The organism is Rhizobium sp. CCGE531 (assembly GCF_003627795.1).
Lineage (GTDB): Bacteria > Pseudomonadota > Alphaproteobacteria > Rhizobiales > Rhizobiaceae > Rhizobium.
Genome location: NZ_CP032684.1, coordinates 813,769 through 838,914, shown reverse-complemented (window position 1 = coordinate 838,914; position 25,146 = coordinate 813,769). Strand labels below are relative to the sequence as shown.

At 60.7% G+C, this 25,146-nt stretch carries 20 protein-coding genes, 1 tRNA gene and 1 pseudogene; 6 read left to right on the top strand and 16 right to left on the bottom strand.

Annotated elements, in window-relative coordinates; all coding sequences use genetic code 11:
- Positions 1-292 precede the first annotated feature (292 nt).
- From rirA to CCGE531_RS04105, 5 genes are all read right to left on the bottom strand, one after another.
- Positions 293-781, bottom strand: a complete 489-nt coding sequence (gene rirA / locus CCGE531_RS04125) for an iron-responsive transcriptional regulator RirA (RefSeq protein WP_120663043.1) — start codon at positions 779-781, stop codon at positions 293-295.
- Positions 782-901: 120 nt separating this feature from the next.
- Complete coding sequence (locus CCGE531_RS04120) at positions 902-2,005, bottom strand: M48 family metallopeptidase (protein WP_120663042.1); 1,104 nt, start codon at positions 2,003-2,005, stop codon at positions 902-904.
- On the bottom strand, positions 1,977-3,044 hold the full coding sequence (locus tag CCGE531_RS04115) for a DUF898 family protein (RefSeq protein WP_120663041.1): 1,068 nt from the start codon (positions 3,042-3,044) through the stop codon (positions 1,977-1,979). The genes CCGE531_RS04120 and CCGE531_RS04115 overlap by 29 nt, the downstream gene beginning before the upstream one ends.
- A 229-nt stretch (positions 3,045-3,273) precedes the next feature.
- Positions 3,274-3,621: a VOC family protein gene (locus CCGE531_RS04110; RefSeq protein WP_120663040.1), complete on the bottom strand. Its 348-nt coding sequence runs from the start codon at positions 3,619-3,621 to the stop codon at positions 3,274-3,276.
- Positions 3,622-3,765: 144 nt separating this feature from the next.
- Positions 3,766-5,262, bottom strand: a complete 1,497-nt coding sequence (locus CCGE531_RS04105) for a CoA-acylating methylmalonate-semialdehyde dehydrogenase (protein WP_120663039.1) — start codon at positions 5,260-5,262, stop codon at positions 3,766-3,768.
- Positions 5,263-5,387: 125 nt separating this feature from the next.
- Between CCGE531_RS04105 and CCGE531_RS04100 the strand changes: the two genes are divergently transcribed.
- The gene (locus CCGE531_RS04100) at positions 5,388-6,269 is read left to right on the top strand and encodes a LysR family transcriptional regulator (RefSeq protein ID WP_120663038.1); all 882 of its coding nucleotides are present in this window, start codon (positions 5,388-5,390) and stop codon (positions 6,267-6,269) included.
- 52 nt (positions 6,270-6,321) lie between these two features.
- On the opposite strand, the gene CCGE531_RS04095 is transcribed toward CCGE531_RS04100, so the two are convergent.
- Entirely contained in the window at positions 6,322-6,531 is a 210-nt protein-coding gene (locus CCGE531_RS04095) for a hypothetical protein (RefSeq protein ID WP_120663037.1), read from the bottom strand.
- A 191-nt stretch (positions 6,532-6,722) separates the two neighbouring features.
- On the opposite strand from CCGE531_RS04095, the gene CCGE531_RS34125 reads away from it, so the two are divergent.
- The gene (locus CCGE531_RS34125) at positions 6,723-6,869 is read left to right on the top strand and encodes a hypothetical protein (protein WP_162943845.1); all 147 of its coding nucleotides are present in this window, start codon (positions 6,723-6,725) and stop codon (positions 6,867-6,869) included.
- 50 nt (positions 6,870-6,919) lie between these two features.
- Here the strand turns inward: CCGE531_RS34125 and CCGE531_RS04090 are convergent.
- Both CCGE531_RS04090 and CCGE531_RS04085 read right to left on the bottom strand, forming a co-directional pair.
- A tRNA-His gene (locus CCGE531_RS04090) sits at positions 6,920-6,996 on the bottom strand.
- Between the two features lie 217 nt (positions 6,997-7,213).
- A complete protein-coding gene (locus tag CCGE531_RS04085) occupies positions 7,214-7,660 on the bottom strand; it encodes a phasin (RefSeq protein WP_120663036.1) in 447 nt (148 codons plus the stop codon).
- Between the two features lie 221 nt (positions 7,661-7,881).
- On the opposite strand from CCGE531_RS04085, the gene CCGE531_RS04080 reads away from it, so the two are divergent.
- Complete coding sequence (locus tag CCGE531_RS04080) at positions 7,882-11,529, top strand: ATP-binding protein (protein ID WP_120663035.1); 3,648 nt, start codon at positions 7,882-7,884, stop codon at positions 11,527-11,529.
- A 20-nt stretch (positions 11,530-11,549) separates the two neighbouring features.
- Here CCGE531_RS04080 and CCGE531_RS04075 read toward each other — a convergent pair whose 3' ends face one another.
- The 3 genes from CCGE531_RS04075 to CCGE531_RS04065 form a co-directional block, all read right to left on the bottom strand.
- On the bottom strand, positions 11,550-11,948 hold the full coding sequence (locus tag CCGE531_RS04075) for a GFA family protein (RefSeq protein WP_120663034.1): 399 nt from the start codon (positions 11,946-11,948) through the stop codon (positions 11,550-11,552).
- A gap of 98 nt (positions 11,949-12,046) precedes the next feature.
- Positions 12,047-13,450, bottom strand: a complete 1,404-nt coding sequence (gene chrA, locus CCGE531_RS04070) for a chromate efflux transporter (protein WP_120663033.1) — start codon at positions 13,448-13,450, stop codon at positions 12,047-12,049.
- A gap of 6 nt (positions 13,451-13,456) precedes the next feature.
- Entirely contained in the window at positions 13,457-14,269 is an 813-nt protein-coding gene (locus tag CCGE531_RS04065; RefSeq protein ID WP_120663032.1) for a sulfurtransferase/chromate resistance protein, read from the bottom strand.
- A 111-nt stretch (positions 14,270-14,380) separates the two neighbouring features.
- Here CCGE531_RS04065 and CCGE531_RS35290 point away from each other — a divergent pair.
- Positions 14,381-14,491: pseudogene (locus CCGE531_RS35290) on the top strand (EamA/RhaT family transporter); the annotation flags it as partial.
- A gap of 139 nt (positions 14,492-14,630) precedes the next feature.
- Positions 14,631-15,653: a class I SAM-dependent methyltransferase gene (locus tag CCGE531_RS04055; RefSeq protein ID WP_120663031.1), complete on the top strand. Its 1,023-nt coding sequence runs from the start codon at positions 14,631-14,633 to the stop codon at positions 15,651-15,653.
- 88 nt (positions 15,654-15,741) lie between these two features.
- On the opposite strand, the gene CCGE531_RS04050 is transcribed toward CCGE531_RS04055, so the two are convergent.
- Together CCGE531_RS04050 and CCGE531_RS04045 are read right to left on the bottom strand one after the other, a co-directional pair.
- The gene (locus tag CCGE531_RS04050; RefSeq protein ID WP_120666469.1) at positions 15,742-17,667 is read right to left on the bottom strand and encodes a DEAD/DEAH box helicase; all 1,926 of its coding nucleotides are present in this window, start codon (positions 17,665-17,667) and stop codon (positions 15,742-15,744) included.
- 355 nt (positions 17,668-18,022) lie between these two features.
- The gene (locus CCGE531_RS04045; RefSeq protein WP_120663030.1) at positions 18,023-19,975 is read right to left on the bottom strand and encodes an acetoacetate--CoA ligase; all 1,953 of its coding nucleotides are present in this window, start codon (positions 19,973-19,975) and stop codon (positions 18,023-18,025) included.
- Between the two features lie 166 nt (positions 19,976-20,141).
- Here CCGE531_RS04045 and CCGE531_RS04040 point away from each other — a divergent pair, with 166 nt between their 5' ends.
- Positions 20,142-22,046, top strand: coding sequence for an AsmA-like C-terminal region-containing protein (locus CCGE531_RS04040; protein WP_120666467.1), 1,905 nt, complete (start codon positions 20,142-20,144; stop codon positions 22,044-22,046).
- Positions 22,047-22,076: 30 nt separating this feature from the next.
- On the opposite strand, the gene CCGE531_RS04035 is transcribed toward CCGE531_RS04040, so the two are convergent.
- The 3 genes from CCGE531_RS04035 to CCGE531_RS04025 are packed head-to-tail and all read right to left on the bottom strand — an operon-like array spanning position 22,077 to position 24,952.
- Entirely contained in the window at positions 22,077-22,892 is an 816-nt protein-coding gene (locus CCGE531_RS04035) for an ABC transporter permease subunit (RefSeq protein ID WP_120663029.1), read from the bottom strand.
- A 3-nt stretch (positions 22,893-22,895) separates the two neighbouring features.
- Positions 22,896-23,807 (bottom strand): ABC transporter permease subunit, encoded by a 912-nt coding sequence (locus CCGE531_RS04030; RefSeq protein ID WP_120663028.1) that lies wholly within the window; start codon positions 23,805-23,807, stop codon positions 22,896-22,898.
- Positions 23,808-23,809: 2 nt separating this feature from the next.
- The gene (locus CCGE531_RS04025; protein WP_120663027.1) at positions 23,810-24,952 is read right to left on the bottom strand and encodes an ABC transporter ATP-binding protein; all 1,143 of its coding nucleotides are present in this window, start codon (positions 24,950-24,952) and stop codon (positions 23,810-23,812) included.
- Between the last annotated feature and the right edge of the window lie 194 nt (positions 24,953-25,146).

Below are 25,146 nucleotides of genomic sequence, written 5' to 3'. Positions count from 1 at the left end.
AGAGGTTCCCATCCGGATCGGGCCGATGGAACTTTATTTTAAGTTTGAAAGCAACAAGCGCCGCCTAAAATTTTTCCAATTTGTAGAGTTTGGAAATTTTTGGACGAAAAGACCTTTGAATTGGTAATATTCTGGCAAAGTTTTGCACGGTTTTAGCATATTCAGAACGATTTGATATTTTCTTCTCGCAATCCGCTAACCGTTTATTGCCCGTATAGGAGGCAATATAAACGAAAATCCGCAGCTACCGGCGGCAGCTGCGGACAAAGATGATCGAAGTCGGGACGAATGATCAGGCGGCCGGCGCGGCGATCGCAGGCTTCCTTGTGATCGCCTTATGGTCCGCGTCGGTCAGGCCGAGCAGGAAATTGATCTGCGGCCGTGCCTTGACCAGGTCGTCGATGGAATATTCGGCCAAAACATCGAAGAAGGCGTTCAGGGCCTTGCGCAGTGCGGAATTGAGGCCGCAGCTATCGACCAGCGGACATTCCACCACGCCATCCTCGAAGCATTCCGCCATGGCGAAACTGTCTTCGGTGACGCGAACGACGTCGAAAAGGCTGATATCGGTTGCCGGCTTGCCAAGACGCACGCCGCCATTGCGGCCACGCACGGTTTCGACCAGACCTGCCTTCGTCAGCGGCTGCAGGATCTTGAAGAGGAACAGCTCGGAAACGCTGTATGCCCTGGCGATCTCCGGGATGCGGCTCAGATGGCCATCATTGGCGGCGCAATACATCAGCATGCGCACCGCGTAATTGGTCTGTTTCGTCAAACGCATGCCGATCTCCTGGAATCAAGGCTGCTTAGGGGGCTGGCCCCGTATATAGTGGCTTTCTTAGTTTTGAACAATTCCAAAATATGAAATTCATATTCACGTTATTTCGAGAGCCTCAGTTCCTCAACCGTTCGGCTTCGCCCTTTTTTCCTGCAACTCCCTGGCATAATCAAGGATTGCCTGCTTGCGCTCCGGCGTGCCCGGATGGGTCGACAACATGCTCGTGCTGCCATGATCGTCGAGTTTCGTTTCGAGGGTATCGAAGAAACGCGATAGCGCCGTCGGGTCCATGCCAGCCGCCTGCATCAGCTCCACGGAGCGGCGATCTGCCTGCGCCTCGGCCTCGCGGGAGTAGGAAAGCGCAAGGAGGCCGCCGCCCTGCGTCAAGACGTCCTGAACGCCGGAACCGACGTCACCGGCAATCAGCAGCGCAAGGCCAGCGACGCCTGCGGCGCGGTAGAGTTGGCGCAGGCTGTGCTTGTATTCGACATGACCGATCTCATGGCCAAGGACGGCGGTGATCACTTCCTTGTCGCCGCCGGCGAGCCCAACAAGCTGATCGGTGAGAACCAGATTGTCGTCCGGCAGCGCAAACGCGTTGGGGCCAATGAGGCCGCCATCGCGGAAATTCAAGTGGTAGTGGTCAGCGCCGCCTTCCGCATGCGCAGCCACCCTGGCGAAATCCTCCCGGATTCCCGCCTGCTGGGCCTCCGGCAGCTTGCTCGGGCCGAAAGTCACTTTATCCAGTGTCTTTAACGTTCCCGCCGACATCATTTCCGGCACCACGGGCGGCGTCACCACGACAGCAAGTTCCACCAGAATCGGCAGGGCATAACGATAGATGATCGAGGCGAGGACAATCGTCGCCAAGGCAAAGGCGATCAGCCGGGGACGAACGATCTCCAGCCCATGAATGGAGCTACTGCGCCCTTCGCCACGACTTCGCAGATAGGTATCGACGGCCTCATTATCACGGGTTTCGAAAACCGATTGGTTGCCGAACACGATACGACGTGGAATGGAACCGACGCGCTGGCTGACCTCGATGTCGGAGAGGATACCCCAGGCGAGCCGCCTGCCCTCATCCCCCTCCTCGTCCGACAGCACGATGAGCGAGCCGCCGACATCCAGCAGCCGGGCAGGAACCTCCCGGCTGGAATGCGGCGGATGCCAGATGCCAGCCACTATCGCTTCCGGATCAGAAGCCAAAGTCGAATCCGTCGACATCGAGATATTCCGCGCTGACCGCACTGCCGGTCGAGCGGATCTGGTCGAAGACGACGCCGATCTCGCCGTCGACATGGACAACGGTATGTTCGGCAAGAAACCGATGCAGGCGCACCGCCGCCCAAGGGCGCATCAATCCGAAAGTGACCAGGGTGACCACGACATTGGAAATCGCGATCCACGCATAGCGCCGGCGACCGAGATCGCTTCTCAGCTGATGGCGACGATCTACCATTGCAGCCGACCAGATGATGTTGCGCACCGCCGCGCGATAGTAGAGGCCAGCGACTATGTAAATCGGGAAAATAAGCACAATCATCCAATGCCACAGGCTGATGCTACCCATTCCCCGGCCCATCGAAATACCGCCGAAACCGGTCACGACACCACCGAAAAGCACCAAAATCACGATGCCCGCGATCATGATCGCGATTACGGTAACGAACGCCTCGTAGAGCGCGCCCAATCGCGGCTCGGTGGAGAACGGTCGATCGCCATAGCGCAGATTGTCGAAGATATATTTGTAGAACCAGCGGCTCGCGATTGGAGACAGCAGCCCGACAGATATCACCGTTATGATGGCACCAAAAAAGATCGCCTTGAACGCGCCGCCATAGGTGCCGACGAAATCGAAGCGCACATTGCGGTAGCTCGTCACGCGCGCATTGAACCTCAGTCCACGCATGAGGAACCACGGAAACACGACCAGCATGACAGGCCAAAGCGCCAGCAGCGCCAGCGGCGCCAGATGAGAAAGAATATTCACCGCGATCAGAAAGCCGAAAACGATCAACCGTCCAATCAGTATCTGCTTGCCTCTGGCATGATACTCAAAGCTATGGCCCAGAATGACCGTATTGCCGTAGAAGTACCGGTTGCGTCGCACCTTTGCCCAGGCGGAATAGATGCCCAGGGTGACGATCGTCAGCAGAATATTGACGATCCAGATGCCGAAATATTCCGAGGCGTTGCCCGTGAAGGAAGCCCTCTGGAAAGAGGGCCTTCCGCCCAACGGATAGTTTTGCTCAACAACTGCCATGTAGTAATCCCCTACCCCACGAGAGGACGAGCTTTTCCCAGAAGCATGCCATATGAACACGAGCCGCCCGGAGATGTGTTGCGCGACACATCACTCGCCTTACCGTTGCATTTGAAAGCAGGAAATCGAGCGCCGATCAACGGAAAAATATCCCTCGGTGGCATTTGACCTTGCCACGGAGCAAATAGTCCAGGGAGATGCAACCCTAATGACATTCCGGCTTGGATATTCAGGGCGCGGAAACCCAGACGGCCATTTCGCAGCCGCCCGGCTCGCAAAAATGGAACCGGCGGCCACCCGGAAAATCGAAGGCTGAACGGGTTATGACGCCGCCAGCGAATTCGACCGCTCGCTGAGCCGCTTCCAGATCGGTCGTGCGCACCACGGGTAACGGCGCGCCGGCTGCCTCCCCCGCATCACCGTCTATGCCGGCATCGATCCCGGCCGCTTCGATCACGTGGTAGGTCGGCCCGTAGCTGACAAAGCTCCACTCGAAGGCCTCCTCGAAGAAGCGGCGGGTCTTCAAGCCATCTTTCGACGGAAATTCAAGATAATCGATCTGATAGGTCGCGGACATCAAGCAGTCCTCCCATTGTTCTTGTTTTGTTCTAAAGCAAAACAAAAGCGCAGACAAGATCAGTTTAGCGAAAACAAGCGCAATAAAAAACCGCCGCCCGGAGCGTGCCGGGCGGCGGTCGATATCAGCTCAAAATTGCAGCACTTATTTCATCGTCGGCATGACGAATTCGGCACCGTCCTTGATGCCGGAGGGCCAGCGGGCGGTGATCGTCTTCGTGCGCGTCCAGAACTTGATGGAGTCCGTGCCGTGCTGGTTGAGATCGCCGAAGCTCGAAGCCTTCCAGCCGCCGAAGGAGTGATAGGCAAGCGGAACCGGGATCGGAACGTTGACGCCGATCATGCCGATGTTGATGCGCGAGGCGAAATCGCGGGCCGCATCGCCGTCACGGGTGTAGATGGCGACGCCGTTGCCGTATTCGTGCTTCATCGGCAGCTCGAGCGCTTCCTCGTAGTTCTTGGCGCGAACGACCGAGAGAACCGGCCCGAAGATCTCGGTCTTGTAGATGTCCATATCAGGCTTGACGTGGTCGAACAGCGTGCCGCCGACGAAGTAGCCGTCTTCATAGCCCTGCAGCTTGAAGCCGCGGCCGTCGACGACGAGCTTTGCGCCTTCCTCGACGCCGCGATTGATCAGGCCGTTGACGCGATTATAGGCATCCTTGGTGACGAGCGGGCCGAGATCGGCCTTGTCGTCGGTGTAGGGGCCGATGCGCAGGGATTCGATCTTCGGCACCAGCTTCTCGACGAGGCGGTTGGCCGTGTCGTCGCCGACAGGCACCGCGACCGATACCGCCATGCAGCGCTCGCCGGCCGAACCGTAGCCGGCGCCCATCAGCGCGTTGACGGCCTGGTCCATGTCGGCGTCGGGCATGATGATCATGTGGTTCTTGGCGCCGCCGAAGCACTGGGCGCGCTTGCCGCTCATGGCAGCCGTGCCATAGACGTAGCGGGCGATCGGCGTGGAGCCGACAAAGGAAACGGCAGCGATATCCGGATCGGCCAGGATGGCGTCGACAGCGGCCTTGTCGCCATTGACGACGTTGAGGATGCCTGCCGGCAGACCGGCTTCGATCATCAATTCGGCGAGGCGGAGCGGCACGGACGGATCACGCTCGGACGGCTTCAGGATGAAGGCGTTGCCGCAGGCGATCGCCGGGGCGAACATCCACATCGGGATCATGGCCGGGAAGTTGAACGGCGTGATGCCCGCGCCGACGCCGACCGGCTGGCGGATGGAGTACATGTCGATCGCCGGGCCTGCGCCTTCGGTGAACTCGCCCTTCTGCAGGTGCGGGATGCCGCAGACGAATTCGCAGACTTCCAGGCCGCGAATGACGTCGCCCTTGGAATCTTCGACCGTCTTGCCGTGCTCCTTGGAGAGCAGGGTGGCAAGCTCATCCATGTTCTTGTTCAGAAGCTCGACGAACTTGAAGAAGACGCGGGCGCGGCGCTGCGGATTGGTGGCCGCCCATTTCGGCTGCGCGGCCTTGGCATTTTCAACCGCGGCGCGGAGTTCCTCGACGCTGGCGAGCGCGACGGTCGCCTGCATTTCGCCGGTTGCCGGGTTGTAGACCTTGCTGATGCGCCCGCTGGTGCCGGCGACGTGCTTGCCGCCGATGAAATGACCGATCTCACGCATGGATGTGCCTCCTCGTTTTCTGCAATGGTGACAGGATCGCACTTCAATTTGCACAAATCAATGAGCTGTTATAAGCAACCGTTGTGCAAAAACTAAAGTCCTAGATGTGCAAATTGGATGTGTGAATGGATTGGGATGATGTCCGCATGTTTCTCGCCGTCGCACGGACCGGGCAGATCCTGGCGGCCTCGAAGCGGCTGGGTGTCAACCATGCGACCCTTTCCCGGCGTGTGACGACGCTGGAGGAACGGCTGAAGACGCGGTTGCTGGTGCGCCGCACCAATGGCTGCGACCTGACGGCGGAAGGCGAGATTTTTCTGCACGCGGCGGAACGCATGGAAACCGAGATGCTGCGCGCGCAGGCGAGCGTCGGCCATCTCGACAGCGCCATAACAGGCACGGTGCGGATCGGGGCGCCCGATGGCTTCGGGGTTTCCTTTCTCGCGCCGCGGCTCGGGCGGCTGATCGCCCGCTATCCCGAGCTGCGCATCCAGCTCGTGCCCGTTCCCCGCTCCTTTTCACTGTCCCAGCGCGAGGCCGATATCGCGATCACGCTGGAGCGCCCCGAGCAGGGTCGGCTGGTCTCATCCAAGCTGACGGACTACTCGCTCGGTCTCTACGCCTCGAAAGCCTATCTGGAGCAGGCCGGATTGCCCGACAGCGTCGAGGCGCTGAAGCTGCATCCTCGCATCGGCTATGTCGAAGACCTGATCTTCACGGCGTCGCTGAATTTCTCCGGCGAAATCATGCGCAGCTGGGACGCCTCCTTCGAAATCTCCACGGCCATCGGCCAGACGGAAGCGGTCCGCTCCGGCGCCGGCATCGGCATCCTGCACGATTACATCGCCAGGCAATTTCCGGAACTCAACCGCATCGTGCCAGATGTCTCCATCAAGCGGGCCTACTGGACGACCTATCATGAAAGCGCTCGCGACCTCGTGCGCGTGCGCACGGTTGCGGATTTCCTCCAGGAGCTGGTGAGCGAAGAGCGGCGGATGTTCTTGTAATACGGGCCAGCGGAATCGCGCCCACGGCTCGCAGCGCCGTGCCTCGGCAACCTCACGGCACCAAACTGGTCCACCATGACGGCGCGTGTGGCAGTGCCTGAACAGCGGAATGCTTGGGCGGCTCCTCGTTCTCATCCGGGTTGGGAACAGGAATCTCATCCGGCAGCCTGTCGGGCTCCGGCTCTTCGACCGGCGGCTTCGGCATCCAGCCCGGCTCCGGTATCGGAGGCGACTCGGGGATCGGCTCGTTCGGTACAGACATGCCCGCTCCTTTCGTCTCGTTGCCGATACGGACACAACGACGAGCGATGCGGACGGTTCCAAGATAATTTCGGCATGCGGCCGAAACACTGTGGCATTCGCCGCTTGGGTTCCCGGTTGCTCACCCCCTTGATGCTGGACAAAGACGGGGCGAAGCCTAGTATTTCGGGGAGAGGTCGAGGAGCCAGGACGATGAACGACAAGAAGCAGCAGAAACTGAGCGAGAAAGAGCGCAAGGAACAGGACGATTACCTGGAGGAAGCGCTGGAAGAGACTTTTCCCGCCAGCGATCCGATATCGCCGGGCCACGTGTCGAAGAAGCCTGAAGACAAGAAATAGGCTTAGCTAGCTGATGGGTCAGCCATGCATAAGATGAATTGTGGAGAAAATGGTACGGTTGGGGGGTCTCGAACCTCCGACCTCAGGTGCCACAAACCTGCGCTCTAACCAACTGAGCTACAACCGCACATGATCGCGTCGCCGCGTCATCGGGGGTCACATACGAGGACTTTGAAATTATTTCAAGTCCTATCTCCCCGCAACATAAAAAAGCTTGCAGATATCCAACGAAGATCCGCCGCCAGATGCTGGCCCAGGCGGGCCGCGTCCGAAATGAAAAGTCCCGCCCCAGGTTTTCACCTGGGAACGGGACGTTCGTGCCTTGGGAGGCTTATTGGAAATGATTAGGCCTTGAAGGAGGCCATTGCCTTTTCAGCGGCGTCCTTGGCAGGCTTTGCCAGCTTTTCGGCAACCTTCTTGGTGGTGTCCTGGATGGACTTGGCCTGCTCGACGGTGACTTCGGCCTGCTTGCGGATGAAGGCGGTCTGAAGTTCGAAGAGTTCGGCAACCGACTTGACGCGAAGCAGGGCTTCCATGTGGGCGAGCGAGCTTTCGGCATTGGTGCGCAGAACGTCGATCGCCTTGAGGCCGATTTCCACGGAACCGGACTGTGCGGTCTGCACGGTTGCCTCAACCGTCTTGCCAGCTTCCTCGGTCGCAGCCTTCAGCTTTGCGAAGGCGTCCTTGGACTGGGCAGCGCCCTTTTCAGCGAAGTCGCGGAAGGTTTCGGAGAACTTGGACGGATCGAATGCAGCCGTTGAAAAAACGTCGTCTTTCTTTACAGTAGCCATGATTACGCTCCTAAAAGGGGCCTCTCTGAGGCGCCCGCCGTGAACTGTGTGAGGTCTATATAATATAAAAAATTGTGCGGTGCAACATATTTGTGCGACGCACAAGGCGTTAACCTTTCCGGTCGAAAAATGAGCCCTTCGCTGGACCGAAAAGCGGGGCGCCGTTATTAATAAACCGTTAAAGCAAGAGAGGCGGTCACGCCCGCAAAACAGGTTGGAAAATGCCCGCAATTCAATATCCATTCATTGACATTGCCGTGCATCCGCGCGTTCGGGAGCGTTTCGCGCGCGGTGAAGCCATGGTTATGTTCTCAACCGGCATGGATCGCGTGCTCTGGGCCAATGGCGCCGGCGCCAACCTCTTCGGCTATGACATCATCTATGATTTTGTCGAACAAGGGCCGAAGCCCGGCGACGTCTCGTTCCGCCAGGTCGACGCAACGGCGCGCGGCCTCGGCGCGGTCGGCGACCAGCGCACCTTCCTGATCCGCATGGCCTCGGGCTTCCAACGAGCAGTGGTCAACGCGGCCGTCGAGCTTATCCGCATCCAAGCCGGCGAAGAGGCTGTGCTGTTTTCTTCTCCGGTCTCATCGAAGCCGCTGGCGTCAGCCGAATGCGCCAGGCGCATGATCGACGGGTTCGACGATCCCGATACGCACATGGCCGTCATCGGCCGCGACGGCGAAGTCATTGCCGCATCCGCTGGTTTCAGCGCACTCGGCGTGACGCCGCAGACGGCGCGGATGCTGACGACCATGGCCGGCGCCCAGCCGGATCGGCTGATCAAGCGGCCGATCTCGACCGGTCATGGCTATTTGCCCGCCGCCATCGGCAAGCTATCAGAAATTCCGGCCCTGCATCTGCTATTTGTCGTCGAGGCCATCATGGGCCGCCTCGATCCGGCGGAGGACCGCAACGAAAAAGCTGGCTCGACCCTATCCGCCGCAATTGAACCGCAGACGGAAGGGGTGCGTGAGGAGCTCGAAGCGGCGGCGGATGAAGCCGCAAAGCCTGCCGAGGAAGTGCCCTTCGGCGATGTCATCGAGGCCGTGGCTGATATCGAAGAACTGGACGAGCCGCCGGAAGATCGCTCGGACGAGCAGCAGGAAGCGACGCCGCATGCGGAAGGCACGGGCGAGGATATGCACGCGCAGGTGCTGACGAATGGCGCAAACGAGGCGGATGGCGAAGCGGCCCTTCATGCCGGGGAGCCGCGGGAACAAGCCGCAACCAACGACGAAGAGCCTGCCAGGCATGTCCCCGTGCATGTTGAGGAGGCTCCATCGGAAAGCTCGGCCTCCGAAGATCATCCTGCCGAGGGCTTCGCCTTCCACCGCAATGGGCGCGCCACACGCTTCGTCTGGAAGATCGATGCGGCGGGCCGGTTCAGCGAAGTTTCCCGCGAATTCGCCGATGCGGTCGGTCCCCATGCGGCCGAGATCGCGGGCGCGGCCTTCGTCGATGTCGCCCAGCGCTTCAATCTCGACCCGGACCGCAAGATCGCGGAATTGCTGGCGCGGCGCGATACATGGTCTGGCCGGACGATCTATTGGCCGGTGGAAGGCACAAGCCTGATGGTGCCGGTCGATCTCGCCGCCCTGCCGACCTATACGCGCAGCCGCGAATTCGACGGTTTCAGAGGCTTTGGCGTCGTGCGCATGGCAGACGCGATCGACGACCCGATGAAACGCGGCATGGGTCTCGGCAAAATGGGTCTCGGCAAAGGGGACGGCCTCGCCGATCCGTCAGCGGAAGCGGAGGTGGTTCCGCAGGAGCCGACGGCTTCCGAGCCCGAGGCTCCGGTGGCGATGGAAGAGGTGGAGAGCTTGGCGCATGAAGCGGCGGGAGATGTTGCCGCCGAGCACCACGAACCGCCTGCCCTGCGGATATCGGAAACGCCGAACCGGCGTGAATCGGACAAGGTGGTTCGCCTGCATGAACGCCGAACCTTGACGCAAGCCGGCCTTTCGCTCAGCGAGCAGGCCGCCTTCCGGGAGATCGCGCGACAGCTTGAGCCCTTTGGCAAACGCACGGAGCCGCCCACGGAGCAACCGCACGACGAGCAGCACGAGGACGATGCCGATATTGCCCCGCAGCCGAATGCGGCCGACGAGATCCTGTCCGATGTGGCCGAGCCGACTGATGGAAACGACCACGTCCAGGACGAACAGACAACGGCCTCGGGCGCTGAAGAGGATGCATCCAAACCGGTCGTGAAGCTGGTCGAGGCCACGGATGACGATAGCCTTGAAACGGGCAACAGTGCTCACGCCGAAAACCCGGCCGCTTCCGCCGAGCCGGAGGAAGATTTCGATCCGCTTGACGTCCTGAACACCGCTATTCCGCCACGCGTGAAGATGCGCACGGGCCTGTCTTCCGAGATCGTCGATCAGCTGCCGCTCGCGATCCTTATCCATGCCGGCGATCGCCTGATCCACGGCAATCCGGAGTTCCTGCGGCTGACCGGCTATGAGAACCTCGACGATCTCGAGCAGATCGGCGGGCTGGACGCGCTGCTGCAGCGCAACGATCTGGAGGGCAAGACCGAACAGCCCGGCACGATGATGGTCGTGCGCGCCGACGACGCGCTGGTGCCGGTCACGGCACGGCTGCAGTCGATCCGCTGGGAAGACGGCACGGCATTGATGCTGGCGCTGATGCCGGTGGAAAGAAGCGAGCCGCCGGCACCGTCACCGCAGTCCGTTCCCGAAGAGGCACGCCCGGATCGCATCGTCGAGAAGGTCGCGAAGCTGCAGGTGGAGATCGAGGAGCTGCGCTCGACGCTGGAGACGGCAACGGATGGCGTGATCATCATCGGCCAGGACGGTGAGATCCGCTCGATGAACCGGTCGGCCAGCGCCCTCTTCAACTACGACGACCAGGAAACGCGCGGCAAACCCTTCGTCATGCTGTTTGCCCATGAGAGCCAGAAGGCGGTGCTCGATTATCTCGGCGGCCTTTCGGGCCATGGCGTCGCCAGCGTGCTCAATGACGGCCGCGAAGTGATCGGCCGCGAGGCGTCCGGCGGCTTCGTGCCGCTCTTCATGACCATGGGCCGGCTGAATTCCTCGAACGGCTACTGTGCCGTCATCCGCGACATCACGCAATGGAAGCGCACCGAAGAGGAACTGCGCAACGCCAAACGTGCCGCCGAAACCGCCAATGCCCACAAGACGGACTTCCTCGCCCGCGTCAGCCATGAAATCCGTACGCCGCTCAATGCCATCATCGGCTTTTCCGACATGATGGCCGGCGAACGCTTCGGGCCGATCGGCCATTCGCGCTACGTCGAATATGCGACCGATATCGGCCGCTCCGGGCGCCATGTGCTCGACATCGTCAACGATCTCCTCGATATCTCCAAGATCGAGGCTGGCGAGATGGACCTGGATTTCGCTTCCGTCGGTCTCAACGAGGCGATCACCGAAGCGGTGTCGCTGGTGCAGCCGCAGGCCAACAGCCAGCGCGTCATCATCCGCACGGCGCTGTCGCAATCCGTGCCGAATGTCGTCGCCGACCTGCGCTCGATCAAGCAGATCGCGCTCAACATCCTCTCCAACGCCATCCGCTTCACGCCGTCGGGCGGCCAGATCGTCGTGTCGACTGCCTATGAGGGCAATGGCAACGTCGTGATGCGCATCAGGGATACCGGCGTCGGCATGACGCGCTCGGAGCTCGAGCAGGCGATGAAACCTTTCCGGCAGGTGGCCACCAATGCCCGCAAGCGCGGCGACGGCACCGGCCTCGGCCTGCCACTGACAAAGGCCATGGTCGACGCCAACCGGGCAACCTTCTCGATCAACTCGGCCCCAAACGAGGGCACGCTGGTCGAGATCACCTTCCCGTCGCAGAGGGTGCTGGCGAACTGAGAGAGATCGTCAGCCTGACATCAAAACCAGAGATCGCGCACGCACCGCCCCTTGGACGGAAGATCTTCATACGTGTCCAGGCCGTCGAAATGATCGATCGGCAGGTCAGCGACGAGATCCGGCGGCGCCAGCCGCAGGTTGACCGTCATGCGCCGGCGGCCATCCTGCTGCAGCCGCAGGCCCCGCCAACTCAAGACGCAGGCGCAGGACGGGCAGAACAATATTTCGAGGGACGACTGCTTCTCCGCGCGGGTATAGGAGGCGGTCTGCCCGGTGACGGAAATCCGCTCCCCTTCGTAATCATAAGCCCACAGCGCGCCGTAGCGCCGGCAGAGCGTGCAGTTGCAGGCCGTAATCGAGCCCGGATCGCCTTCGAGTGTCCAGCCCGCCTTGCCGCAATGACATGAGCCGATCAGCATGGGTACGCCGCTCCATTCCGCTGTCTGGCCGAAGGCGGCATTCTGCCTCAGTCATGTAATTCCGGCAAATGCCCAGGGAGATATGAGCCCCGCTTCCGTTAGGAAATGAAGACGGTCCAGCCAACGCCCAAAGCGGCAGATGCCAATAGGGTCGATATCACCGACATCTTCAGGCGAAAGATGGCGATGGCGGCAAGCAAGGTCAGCACCAGCGAGGGCAATGAAAGGGAGAGCAGAACGGGCACATCCATCGTCCACGAACCATAGGTGAAGCTTGTGGTCTTGCCGAACAGCACATGGAGCCCGAACCAAATCGCGAGATTGAGAATGACGCCGACCACAGCCGCCGTTATCGCCGACATGGCACCGGTCAGCGCAACATTCCCGCGCATCTTCTCGATGAACGGCGCGCCCGCGAAAATCCAAAGGAAGCTCGGCAGGAACGTGACCCATGTTGTCAGCACAGCGGCAAAGGTTGCTGCCGCAAGAGGCCCGAGGATGCCCGGATTACGATAACCCGCCAGAAACCCAACGAACTGCGTGACCATGATCAGCGGTCCAGGGGTCGTTTCCGCCATTCCCAGACCATCCAGCATCTCGCCCGGCCGCAGCCAGCCCAACTGCTGTACTGCCTCCTGCGCAACATATGCCAGCACGGCATAGGCGCCCCCAAAGGTCACGATTGCCATCTCGCTGAAGAATATCCCGATTTTTGAGAAGACGTTATCGGGACCGAGCGTAATCAGGAGGGCCGCAACCGGAACGAGCCACGCGGCCGCTAAGACACCAGAAGTCGTCAGAGACCAAGCGAGGTTCGGTCGAGCGTGCAAAGGGATCTCCTCGCCAAGAACGGAGTCCCTATCCTCCAGAATTGTCCCGGAGTCCGACTTGTGTCCGCCACCTATCTTGAAAGCAGCGACCCCTCCGCGAGAGGCGAGGTAGCCGATAAGTCCTGCCCCAACGATGATGAGCGGAAACGGAACGTGCAGGAAAAAGATTGCGACGAAAGCAACGGCTGCCAATGCGACCATAGCCCTGCTTTTGAGGGCCCGGCTACCGATGCGGAAGACGGCCTGGATGACAACCGCGAGCACGGCGCACTTGAGCCCGAAGAACATCCCTTCAATGAAAGTCACGTTCCCGAACAGGACGTAGACGTAACTGAGTGCGAGGATCGCAAGGAAGCCTGGCAGGACGAACAGAATGCCCGCGATCATGCCGCCTAGGGTCCTGTTCAGTAGCCAGCCGATATAGATGGCAAGCTGATGCGCTTCAGGCCCCGGCAGCAACATGCAGTAGTTCAGAGCATGAAGGAACCTATGCTCTCCTACCCATTTCTTCTCGTCAACGACGATGCGGTGCATGACGGCGATTTGTCCGGCCGGTCCGCCGAAGCTTAGGGCGGCCACACGGGTCCAGACCTTTATGGCTTCACTGAGGGGAACGATATCCTGTTCAGCCGCGCTTGGTCGCGCGGCCGTATCCTTTATGAGGTCGGTCATGGTCTCTCATACCTTCCTCGGGTTAGGCCAGTTGTGCGTCTCTTCCGTCGCGTCGCGGCACCAACGATAGAAGGCATCATACAATGTCATGCCGGCTTCCAATTGCTCCAAGTCGTCGTTGAACATCCGCGAAAGCCCGAGCGAAGCTGCAAGCAGTCCGGATGCTTCAGATGCCAATTCGGGCCGAGCTGTGTCTGCGCCACGAACGATGGTGGCAAGGTGAAGAAGGGGCTCGGTGCTAAGGCCGAACTCTTCGACCATGACATCGAAGGTGCACAACTCGCCGCGGTGGCTCCAGAAGACATCCTCGATATCGAATGGCGTTGCCTTGAAACGATCAGCGACAGCCGAAACTTCGACCGCCGGAACGAACAGGAAGATCGCTGACGGATCGACGAAGCGCCGGATCAGCCACGGGCAAGCGATGCGATCGATCTTCGGTCGTGCCCTTGTTACCCATACGGTCCGCCCCTTGTCATCGCGAGGGGGTAGTTTCTCCTCGGGGATCAGCACGCCTTTCGCGCTCCGCCATGCCTCGAAACCACCTTCGAGAACCTCCGCCTCCTTTCCGGAGATACGGAGATAGGCGGCAACTCCGTGAGCGAGTTTCTGTCCTTTCTGACAGAGGACGATGGCTGTCCCAGCCAGTTCGTTTGCCCAGTCGGTGACCGTTCGATAGTCGCGACGGATAGAGCCGGGAATAAGACGGGGATCGGCAGCGAAATCCTCGTCGTTGCGGACGTCGATGATCGTCGGCAGGTTGGGCGTGCCGATAATACGGTTCAGCTTGTCGGGTGTAATTTCCAGAAATGACGGCATAGCGCGTCCTCCGTTGGCTCGGGTTCCAGGACGCGATTCTTCAGCCGTAGCCTCGTGGGGTGATCGCAACCCCATGGATAATCATCTGCTTGACGTGCTGCAAATGTCAAGCCGGTTCATCAAAGTCTCTACATCCATATCCTGACGGCCTCGATGCTGTTCGGCATCTGCGCCATCAGGCAGGGCAACCAAGCGCCACCACCGCTGACGCATGACTTCGCCCGCACTGCTAGCCAGGAATATTCGATGTATCGCTTCAGTATTAGCGATGACAAACTTAAACTCGGTCGCCTTTTGTGAGATAGTTCATCGTTGCGACCGACTATTCCGGTCGGTCATTGGACATATAAAGGGGGATCCAATGTCATCGGCGGCAGTAGAAGCAGGCGTGGGTGAAGTTTCGCCCAATCTAGTGGTCGATGCGATGTTTGCGTGCCGCAAGACGGCCGCCATCGTAGCCGCTATAGAACTCGATCTTTTTACCTTGATTGGTGACGGCAGCAATGCAGCATCCTTGGCAGTTGCAACAAATGCAGCCGAACGAGGCGTGCGCATTCTGTGCGACTATCTCGTTGTGAACGGCTTTCTCACGAAAGCAGGCGATCAATATGCTATGACCCCATCCAGCCGAGCCTTCCTCGACCGGCATTCGCCAGCCTATATGGGCGCGGCCATCGAATTCCTGGCCGCACCGGAAATCCTCAAGCAGATCCTGGACGATCCGACTTCCTATGTCCGCAACGGCGGATCCATTGGATTGGCAAACATGTCTCCGGACAATCCGGTGTGGGTGAAATTTGCTCGCGGCATGGGCTCGTTCACGGGCGGCAGCGCGATCAGCCTCGCCGCCGAAATGGCCAACTTGCCCATGCAGCCAAGGAAGATACTTGATATCGCCGCAGGGCATGGGCTTTTCGGGATCGAGATGGCGAAGACCTTTCCTTCGGCCGAGATCGTTGCGGTCGATTGGGGCTCCGTTCTGGAATTGGCCAAACATAATGCGCGGCAATTTGGCGTCGCTGAACGCTACAAGGTCATTCCCGGCAGCGCATTCGAAGTCGACTGGGGCACGGACTATGATCTTATCCTGCTGCCGAATTTCCTGCATCACTTCGACCTGGAAACCTGCGCCGGATTGCTTACGAAGAGCCGGGCAAGCCTGAGCGCCGGCGGCAAGGTGGTTGCTGTGGACTTCGTGCCGAACGACGATCTCGTCTCGCCACCCTTCCCAGCCGCGTTCTCGTGGGAAATGCTGGCCAGCACGCCAAGAGGCGAAGCCTACACGCAGAAGGATCTGGCCGAGATGGCTAGGCGTGCCGGTTTTCAAAACGTGAGGGTAAAGCCATTACCACCATCGCCGGCGAGCTTGATCTTCTTCGAGTAGCGGTGCCTGGAATACCGGTCTTCGCTTGCCCGGAGATGCGGAGATGGCGACAAGGGGGCTGCCGCCCCCTCGAGCCCGGTGACAGAAATTAATCCCCCTGAGCCCGCGTAGCCTTGCGCGCGGCCCTGGAATTCGGCTTGCCGCCCTTGGGAGGGCCGCCATCATTCTTGGCGAAGTTCGGCTTGCCGGGCTTTTTCGCCCAGGGCTTCTTGTCCGAACGTTCGGAAACTGTGCCTTCGCCCGCATGCGCCCGTTCCGGCTTGCGATCGGACTTCCATTTCGGCTTGCCGCCCTCCTGCGGACGGCCGCCCTTGTCGGCGAAGGGTTTCCTTTTCTCGAAAGTCCCTTCCCGTCTGGACTGCGAAAAATCCGGTACTCCGTCGAGCGGCTTCACGCGGATGCCGCGCTCCAGCGTCTTGTCCGGGCCGATCGCCGAAAGGAAGCGCTCGGCGCCTTCCTGTGAGAGTTCGACGAAGGTTTCCTCGGGCTGCATCTTGATGGCGCCGATGTCGCGCTTGGTCAGGTTGCCGTTGCGGCAAAGCATGGGGATCAGCCAGCGCGGCTCGGCATTCTGCTTGCGTCCCACGGAGAGCGACACCCAGACACCATCGGTGAAGTCGTTCCGTCCGCCGGATGCGCTGTCATCGCGGGGGGTGACGGGAAAATCGTCGCGGCGGGGCTTCCTGCGCTCGCCTTCGGCCGGCACGTCCTGCAGCTCCTCGGGCGCGGAGTGGCCGGTCCGATACTGCCGCAGGAATGCGGCGGCGACCTGCTCGGCGCCATGGCGCTCCAGCAATTGCTGCACGATCAACTGTTCGTCTTCGGCAAGCGGCCCGGCAAAGACCGGATCGGCGAGAAGACGCTCATCGTCGCGCTCGCTCACTTCGTCGGCCGACGGCGGCTTCGCCCAGGTGGCGCGAATGCGCGCGGCTTCCAGCAGGCGTTCGGTGCGACGGCGGGCGCTGAGCGGTACGATGAGGGCGCTGACGCCCTTGTTGCCGGCGCGACCGGTGCGGCCACTGCGATGCAGCAACGTATCCGGATTGGTCGGCAGATCCGCATGAATGACCAGTTCCAGCCCAGGCAAGTCGATGCCGCGGGCGGCGACGTCGGTGGCGATGCAGACGCGGGCGCGGCCGTCGCGCATTGCCTGCAGGGCGTGCGTGCGTTCATTCTGGCTGAGCTCGCCCGACAGGGCGACGACCGAAAAGCCGCGATTGTTGAACCGCGCCGTCAGATGATTGACGGCGGCACGCGTCGAGCAGAAGACGATGGCGTTGCGCGCTTCATAGTAGCGCAGCACGTTGATGATGGCATTTTCCCTGTCGCTCGGCACCACGGTCAGCGCGCGATAGTCGATATCGACATGCTGTTTGGCTTCGGAAGTGGTGGCGATGCGGACGGCATCGCGCTGATAGTTCTCAGCAAGCTTGGCGATCGAACGCGGCACGGTTGCGGAAAACATCAGGGTGCGGCGCTCGGCCGGCGCGGCTTCCAGAATGAATTCCAGATCCTCGCGAAAGCCGAGATCGAGCATTTCGTCGGCTTCATCGAGCACGACGGCGCGCAGTTCGGAAATGTCGAGCGAGTTGCGGCGAATGTGATCGCAGAGGCGACCGGGCGTGCCGACGACGATATGGGCGCCGCGTTCCAGCGTCCGCCGCTCGGTGCGCATGTCCATGCCGCCGACGCAGGAGGCGATCGTCGCCCCCGTCAGGCCGTAGAGCCATTCCAGCTCGCGCTGAACCTGCAGCGCCAGTTCGCGGGTCGGCGCGATCGCCAGCGCCAGGGGAGCGCCGGCGCGGCCGAAGCGTTCGGCACCATCGAGCAGGCCAGGCGCCAGCGCCAGGCCGAAGGCAACCGTCTTGCCCGAGCCGGTCTGGGCCGAGACAAGCGCATCCTTGCCGGCCAGGCCCGGATCGAGCATGGCCTTCTGCACCGGCGTCAGCGTTTCATAACCACGCTTCGCCAAAGCCTGGGCAATCGCAGGAGCGATGCCTTCGAAATCCGTCATCATCTGTCTTTCGGAATTCTTCGCACGCCAGCGGGCGGCGATCATCGTGGCTCGCACGTCGCGAGCCTCTTCTTCAGGCGTGCACATACTTGCTCAAGGCGCCAATGTACAGAGCAGACGCATCTTCGCGCGTGGCGAAACGAAAAAAAGGCAGCGAATCGCGCTGCCTTTGAAGTTTATGCTGTCGAAAGCAAGCTCGAGTCGGTGAACTTCATGTCTCGGGAGCCAAGGGCGGCTCCAATCCGCTCCAGCTCATGCGAACGGTCTCAAGTTGGCCTTTACCTTTGACCAAGCTTTCTTAACGCGGGGTTACCAAAGAAGGGTCATCGTTTGCCCCTCAGTTTTAGGGACCGCCTCAGCTTTTGAGTTCTTCCAGCCCTGCAAAGAGATCCAGCGCTTCCGGATTGGCGAGCGCCTCCTTGTTCTTGACGGGCCGGCCATGCACCACCTCGCGCACCGCGAGCTCGACAATCTTGCCGGATTTCGTGCGCGGAATATCCGTAACGGCGATGATCTTGGCCGGCACGTGACGCGGCGAAGCGCCGGTGCGGATGCGGGTCTTCATCGCCTTGACGAGATCCTCCGTCAGGGAAACGCCCGCGGCAAGACGGACGAAGAGCACGACGCGGACATCGTCGTCCCAATCCTGACCGATGCAGAGCGCTTCCAGAACTTCGGGGATCTGCTCGACCTGATTGTAGATCTCGGCCGTGCCGATGCGAACGCCGCCGGGATTGAGCGTCGCATCCGAGCGGCCATGGATGACGAGGCCGCCATGAACAGTCCATTCGGCGAAATCGCCATGGCACCAGATATTGTCGAAGCGCTCGAAATAGGCCGCGCGATATTTGGCGCGCTCCGGATCGTTCCAGAACATGACGGGCATGGAGGGAAAGGCCTTGGTGCAGACGAGTTCGCCCTTCTCGCCACGCACCGGCTTGCCTTCGTCGTTCCAGACATCGACGGCAAGGCCGAGACCCGCCCCCTGGATCTCGCCGCGCCAGACGGGCTGTAGCGGATTGCCGAGCACGAAGCAGGAGACGATATCGGTGCCGCCGGAAATCGAGGCCAGCTGGATATCGTCCTTGATGCCCTCATAGACGAAGGTGAACCCCTCGGGCGACAGCGGCGAACCGGTGGAGGTCATCAGCCGCAGGCTCGAAAGGTCGTGGGACGTCTTCGGCGTGAGGCCGCTCTTGTGGACCGCGTCGATATATTTGGCAGAGGTACCGAAGACCGCGAATTTCTCTTCCTGCGCATAGTCGAACAGGATGTTGCCATCGGGAGCGAAGGGCGATCCATCGTAGAGGCAAAGGGTCGCGCCAGCGGCAAGGCCCGTCACCAGCCAGTTCCACATCATCCAGCCGCAGGTGGTGAAGTAGAAGACCTTTTCGCCAGGCACGACGCCACAATGCAGGCGGTGCTCCTTGATGAGCTGCAGCAGCGCGCCGCCGGTGGAATGCACGATGCATTTCGGGACGCCTGTGGTGCCGGAGGAAAACAGGATGAACAGCGGATGGGAGAAGGAGACGGGCTCGAACTCCACCGCTTTCGCCTCGAAGGGCGCGATGAGATCATCGAGGATTTGCGCGCCCGGCGTCGCCGCCACGACCGCATCGGCATTGCCGGCATAGGGCACGATGACGGTGGGCGCCTTTAGGCGCTGTGCGATGGCGCTAACCTTCGCGGTGACGTCCTGCAGCTTGCCGCCATACCAATAGCCGCTGCAGGCGATGAAGAGCTTCGGCTCGATCTGGCCGAAACGATCCATGACGCCCTGCTCGCCAAAATCCGGAGAACAGGAAGACCAGATGGCGCCGATCGATGCGGCCGCCAGCATGCAAGCGATCGTCTCGGGCATGTTCGGCATCATGGCCGCCACCCGATCTCCCTTGCCGATGCCGTGGGCGCGGTAGGCCTGCTGCAGGCGCGAGACCATCGCGGCCAGCCGATCCCACGACCAGCGATCGCGCACCTTGTCCTCGCCCCAGAACACCAGCGCATCGCCCTCGCCGCTCCTCGACAGCAGGTTTTCGGCGAAATTCAGCTCGGCATCGGGAAAGAAGCGCGCTTCGAGCATGAGATCGCCATCGATCAGCGCCCGCTCGCCGCGCTTGCCCTTCAAGCCGCAGAAATCCCAGACCTCCGTCCAGAAGCTTTCGCGCTCGGCAATGGACCAGGCGTGAAGCCCGGCAAAATCCGACATCGCAAGGCCAAAACGCCGGTTGCATTGCTCCATGAAGGCAAACATCGGGCTCCGGCGACGAAATTCCTCCGACGGCGTCCAGAGCGGCTGCTGATCCTGCATATTTCTCTCTCCCGCTTTTCGCTCTATATAGCGATGCTGCAGCGCATTATAAAATCACGGTGCTGTGGGTATTGCCAGTATGTGATGTTTGCATCCGACAAACATTTCCTATATCCGGCAGACGCAGGCAGATTATCCCTATCAGTTCGCGAGTCTCCACGGGATCATGAGAGCTTCGAAAAATAATAAATGGTGGTTGACGATGCGATCGGCTTCGCGCTGGCTGCCTGCCGTCGTCCGCACGACCGGCATCATTCTTCTCACGATTCTCATTGTGTTCGCTGTCTTCAGAGCGACCGCGCCTTTCCTGATTTCCAGCGGGCTGGTGCGCTCCGGCATCGAGAAGGCGCTGTCGGAATGGACGGGATATCGCGCCCAGATCGATGGCGATCCGACGCTGGAATTCTGGCCGACGGCGCGCGTCACGCTCAATGGCGTGACCATCCGCGAGCCGACGCGGAACGGCAAGGTTCTGGGCCATGTCGACAGTCTTTCCGCTGATTTCTCGCTCTGGTCGGCCATTCGCGGCCATACGCGTTTTCATGAATTTCATTTCCTGCGCCCGATCCTCTATATCCGCCGCGACGATAACGGCCTGATCGACTGGACGAATGAAGGCCGTCTTTCCAAGGCGATCGCCCAGGCGGAAGCGTCCTCAGGCCAGGGCATATCGATACCGAAGGATCAGGACGCAGCCATCGGTATGCTGACCATCGAGGATGGCAGCGTCGAAATGACCGATGAGCGCAGCGGCAACATCTACAGGCTGAATGGCGTCAACGCCGACATTTCATGGCCGCGGCTCTCGCAGGCGATGGCCGCCGTCATCCTCGCGCGCTTCAACGGCCAGGACATCAAGCTCAATTTCGATTCGACGCAGCCGCTGCTGTTCTTTGCCGGCAAGAATGTCGACGCCAAGACGAGCTTCACCTCGGCGCTGATCAGCTGGACCTATTCCGGCGCCACCAGCCTGTCGGACTTTTCAGCGTTTGCGGGCAATCTGGAGCTCAGCGTCCCGGATGTACCTTCTTTCCTGGCTTGGAGCGGACAGCGCCTGCCGGCGGCGGATGCCCTCAAGAATGTTTCGCTCAGCGCCGACATTGCGGCGATCGAAAAAGGCCTGCGCTTCAACAATCTCAGTTTCAAGGTCAATGATTCCACCGCGTCCGGCATCATGGATCTGAACTATACGACCGCAGGCAAGCCGAAGATCTCCGGCACGCTCGCCTTCGACCAGATGAACCTCAATCCGTTCCTGGCCGCCTTCTCCATGCGCCTTGCCGCCGAGACCGCCATCGATGCGCTCCTCAACGGCAACCCGCTGCAGCGGCTCGACCTCGACATGCGCCTGTCGTCGAACAAGGCGGCGCTCGGTCCCTTCCAGTTCGAAAATATCGGCGCCAGCCTGCTGGTGGCGGGCGGCAAGGCGAAGTTCGATATCGGCGACAGTGGTTTCGAGAACGGTTCGCTGACCGCGCATCTGGAGGTTGCCCCTGGAGACTTCGACGGCGGCGGCAAACTGCAGATTTCGATCCGAAACGCGGATTTCGGCGGTCTCTTCACCCGCCTGAAGCTGATAGGTCCGCTGCCGATGCCGTCGTCTGGCTCGCTGGATCTCTCGCTCAGCACCTCCAAGCCGATCTGGGTTGCGACGCTCAGCGATGTGGCCGGCACGCTGCATTTCCGTTCGTCGGCTGGGACCTTCCGCGAATTCGATATTTCCAGCTTCCGGACGCTTGCGGCGGAAAAAACCTTTTTCCGGATAAGCGACATCGCCGACGCATCCTTCGACTTCGACAGCATCAATGTCGACGCAAGTTTTGCGAAGGGGTCCGCCGAAGTGAAGAACGCAGCGATTGCCGGACGCAACGAAACGATCACGTTCAACGGCATCGTTCCTTTCCGCACCAATGGCCTGGCGCTTTCGGGCGCGATCGAAGCGACAGCGCCCTCCGATGCGGATGAGTTGCCTATGCTGCCCTTCTTCATCGGGGGCAGCTGGCCGAACCCGGTGGTTTCGCCGGTCGCGACGCTGCTGCAGAAGCCGGCACAGCCGCTGCAGCAGCAGTAATCTCCAGGATTGTTTTTCGACCGTCGCGCCTCAGGCCGCGGCGGCGGCCTGCTCGTCCCTCTGCCGCTGCACTTCGCGGCGCTTGGTGACGATCGAGGCGCAGATGACGCCGACTGCGACGACGCAGATCAGGATGGTGCAGATGGCGTTGATCTCCGGCGTGACCCCAAGCTTGACCTGGCTGTAGATCAACATCGGCAGCGTCTTGGCGCCGGCGCCGGATGCGAAGGTCGCGATCACCAGATCGTCGAGCGACAGCGTCAGGGCCAGCACCCAGCCCGAAAAGACGGCGGGCGCAATGATCGGCAGCGTGATCTCGAAAAAGGTGCGCACCGGCGGCGCGCCCAGATCCAGCGCTGCTTCCTCGATCGATCGATCGAAAGTCAGCAGGCGCGACTGCACGACGACGGCGACGAAGCACATGGTCAGCGTCGTATGCGCCATGACGATCGTCCAGAAGCCACGATCGACACCAGAGGTGACGAAAAGCAGCAACAATGACAGGCCGGTGATGACATCAGGCATGACCAGCGGCGCATAGATCATGCCGGAAAACAGGATGCGGCCGCGGAACCGCGTGTAGCGTACAAGGGTCAAGGCTGCCATGGTACCAAGCACTGTGGCGATGGTCGCCGACAGGAGTGCGATGCGCACCGTCAACCATGCGGCGCTCAGCATGGTGTCGTTGCTGAACAGGTGCACATACCATTGCGTCGAGAAACCGCCCCAGACGGTGACCAACCGGGACCGGTTGAAGGAGTAGATAACCAGCAGCAGGATCGGCAGATAGAGGAAGGCCAGACCGAGCGTGACCGAAACGATGTTGAAACGGGACCAGCGGAACATCGACTATCTCCCCTTCTCGTCGGCCTTGGCCTGGAAATGCTGGAAAAAGACGATGGGCACCACCAGCACCAGAAGGAGGATGGTCGCCACCGCCGATGCCAGCGGCCAGTCGGTGTTGCTGTAGAATTCCGTCCAGAGCACCTTGCCGATCATCAATGTCTCCGAGCCGCCGAGCAGATCTGGAATGACGAATTCGCCGACGGCCGGGATGAAGACCAGCATGCAGCCGGCAATGACGCCCGGAATGGAGAGCCGAAAGGTGACACGCCAGAAAGCGCCGATCGGCGTGCAGCCGAGATCCTGCGCCGCCTCGATCAACGTGCCATCCATCTTCTCCAGCGCGGCATAGAGCGGCAAAATCATGAAGGGCAGATAGGAATAGACCATGCCGATATAGACGGCGGTGTTGGTGTTCAGGATGACAAGCGGCTGGTGGATGATACCAAGCCCCATCAGCAACTGGTTCAAGAGACCCGTCGTGCTGAGGATCGACATCCAGGAATAGACGCGGATCAGGAAGCTCGTCCAGAAGGGCAGGATGACCAGCATCAACAGGGTGGGGCGGATCGTGCGCGGCGCCTGCGCCATGCCGTAGGCAATGGGATAGGCGATGATCAGCGTCAGCAGCGTCGAGATGCCGGCGATCTGAAGGCTCTGAATGTAGGCGTTCATGTAGAGCGGATCGCCGGTCAGCCATACGTAGTTGTCGAACGACATGGTCTGCAGCTTGTCCCACCAGTCGCCGAAGCTGTCGCTCCAGGCAAACGATGGATCATAGGGCGGAACCGACAGCGCCTTCGTCGACAGCGAGATGCGGAAGACGATGAGGAAGGGCGCAAGGAAGAAGATCAGCAACCAGGCATAGGGAACGACGATGACGAGGCGCTGATAGATTAGGGAACCGAGCGCTCTCATGATCAATCCTTCAGCAAGACGCCGGCATTTTCGTCGAAGGAGACCCAGACGTTCTGGTCGTAGGCGAAAGGTTCTTCCACCGCGCGCACGGCGTTCAGCGACGAGGCCTTGACCACTTGCCCGCTCTTCAGCTTGACGTGGAAAACGGTCATGTCGCCGAGATAGGCGATATCCCAGATCTCGCCTTCGGCGGCATTGAGGGATGCGTTGGCGGGCGGGCGCGGCGACACCCGAAGCTTCTCCGGACGGATCGCAAGGCTGGCGCGGCTTCCCGTCGACGGCATGTCGCCAGCGGCGGTGCGCACCGCGAAGCCCGAATCGACCGATATCTCGACGATGCCCGATTGCGCCGAGGTGACGTTGCCGTCGAGAATGTTCACATCGCCGATGAAGTCGGCGACGAAGCGGCAATTGGGCGCCTCATAGATCTCGGCCGGGGTTGCCACCTGCACCACCTTGCCGTGGCTCATGACCGCGATGCGGTCGGCCATGGTCATCGCTTCCTCCTGATCGTGGGTCACGACGACGAAGGTCAGTCCCAGGCTCTGCTGCAGATCCATGAGTTCGAACTGCGTCTCTTCTCGCAGCTTCTTGTCGAGCGCGCCGAGCGGTTCGTCGAGCAGCAGCACCTTCGGGCGCTTGGCAAGCGAGCGGGCCAGCGCCACACGCTGGCGCTGGCCGCCGGACAGCTGATTGGGCTTGCGCTTGGCGAACTGCTCCAGCTTGACGAGCTTCAGCATCTGCGCGACGCGATCGTCGATCTCCGCCTTCGGCATGCCGTCCTGGCGCAGGCCGAAGGCTATGTTCTTCTCCACCGACATATGCGGAAACAGCGCATAGGACTGGAACATCATGTTGACGGGGCGGCGATAGGGCGGTGTGCCGGCAAGATCCTGGCCATCGAGCACGATCTCGCCCGTCGTCGGCTGCTCGAAGCCGGCGAGCATGCGCAGCAGCGTGGACTTGCCGCAGCCCGAAGCGCCCAGAAGAGCAAAGAATTCGCGGTTGTAGATATTCAGGGAGAGATTATCGACGGCGGTGAAATCACCGAACTTCTTCGTCACGTTCTTGAAGGAAATGTAAGGCTTGGCCGAAGGGTCGGTCCAAGGAGCAAAGGAACGCCGGATATTACCGAGTGACTTCATTATCTATCCCCAAATGGATGCCCTTGTGGGCTTTCCTGGAGCATTTCCACTTTTCTTCGAATCGCGGAAATGCTCCATCCTTTTGTTTCTTTCCGCATTCCGGACGGAAAACCGCTGCGCACTTTTCCTGGAAATGCTTTGGCACCAGCTCTTCCCCATCCGGCGCGCTCGTGATTCCTAACCTTATCCTCATA

What these genes read in the sequence shown, in the direction of transcription:
- CCGE531_RS04055 (WP_120663031.1), top strand. Translation starts at nt 14,631, where the DNA reads ATGTCATCGGCGGCAGTAGAAGCAGGCGTGGGTGAAGTTTCGCCCAAT.
- CCGE531_RS04080 (WP_120663035.1), top strand. Translation starts at nt 7,882, where the DNA reads ATGCCCGCAATTCAATATCCATTCATTGACATTGCCGTGCATCCGCGC.
- CCGE531_RS04120 (WP_120663042.1), bottom strand. Translation starts at nt 2,005, where the DNA reads ATGTCGACGGATTCGACTTTGGCTTCTGATCCGGAAGCGATAGTGGCT.
- CCGE531_RS04095 (WP_120663037.1), bottom strand. Translation starts at nt 6,531, where the DNA reads ATGTCTGTACCGAACGAGCCGATCCCCGAGTCGCCTCCGATACCGGAG.
- CCGE531_RS04030 (WP_120663028.1), bottom strand. Translation starts at nt 23,807, where the DNA reads ATGAGAGCGCTCGGTTCCCTAATCTATCAGCGCCTCGTCATCGTCGTT.
- rirA (WP_120663043.1), bottom strand. Translation starts at nt 781, where the DNA reads ATGCGTTTGACGAAACAGACCAATTACGCGGTGCGCATGCTGATGTAT.
- CCGE531_RS04040 (WP_120666467.1), top strand. Translation starts at nt 20,142, where the DNA reads ATGAGAGCTTCGAAAAATAATAAATGGTGGTTGACGATGCGATCGGCT.
- CCGE531_RS04085 (WP_120663036.1), bottom strand. Translation starts at nt 7,660, where the DNA reads ATGGCTACTGTAAAGAAAGACGACGTTTTTTCAACGGCTGCATTCGAT.
- CCGE531_RS34125 (WP_162943845.1), top strand. Translation starts at nt 6,723, where the DNA reads ATGAACGACAAGAAGCAGCAGAAACTGAGCGAGAAAGAGCGCAAGGAA.
- CCGE531_RS04100 (WP_120663038.1), top strand. Translation starts at nt 5,388, where the DNA reads ATGGATTGGGATGATGTCCGCATGTTTCTCGCCGTCGCACGGACCGGG.
- CCGE531_RS04065 (WP_120663032.1), bottom strand. Translation starts at nt 14,269, where the DNA reads ATGCCGTCATTTCTGGAAATTACACCCGACAAGCTGAACCGTATTATC.
- CCGE531_RS04045 (WP_120663030.1), bottom strand. Translation starts at nt 19,975, where the DNA reads ATGCAGGATCAGCAGCCGCTCTGGACGCCGTCGGAGGAATTTCGTCGC.
- CCGE531_RS04025 (WP_120663027.1), bottom strand. Translation starts at nt 24,952, where the DNA reads ATGAAGTCACTCGGTAATATCCGGCGTTCCTTTGCTCCTTGGACCGAC.
- CCGE531_RS04105 (WP_120663039.1), bottom strand. Translation starts at nt 5,262, where the DNA reads ATGCGTGAGATCGGTCATTTCATCGGCGGCAAGCACGTCGCCGGCACC.
- CCGE531_RS04110 (WP_120663040.1), bottom strand. Translation starts at nt 3,621, where the DNA reads ATGTCCGCGACCTATCAGATCGATTATCTTGAATTTCCGTCGAAAGAT.
- chrA (WP_120663033.1), bottom strand. Translation starts at nt 13,450, where the DNA reads ATGACCGACCTCATAAAGGATACGGCCGCGCGACCAAGCGCGGCTGAA.
- CCGE531_RS04050 (WP_120666469.1), bottom strand. Translation starts at nt 17,667, where the DNA reads ATGACGGATTTCGAAGGCATCGCTCCTGCGATTGCCCAGGCTTTGGCG.
- CCGE531_RS04075 (WP_120663034.1), bottom strand. Translation starts at nt 11,948, where the DNA reads ATGCTGATCGGCTCATGTCATTGCGGCAAGGCGGGCTGGACACTCGAA.
- CCGE531_RS04115 (WP_120663041.1), bottom strand. Translation starts at nt 3,044, where the DNA reads ATGGCAGTTGTTGAGCAAAACTATCCGTTGGGCGGAAGGCCCTCTTTC.
- CCGE531_RS04035 (WP_120663029.1), bottom strand. Translation starts at nt 22,892, where the DNA reads ATGTTCCGCTGGTCCCGTTTCAACATCGTTTCGGTCACGCTCGGTCTG.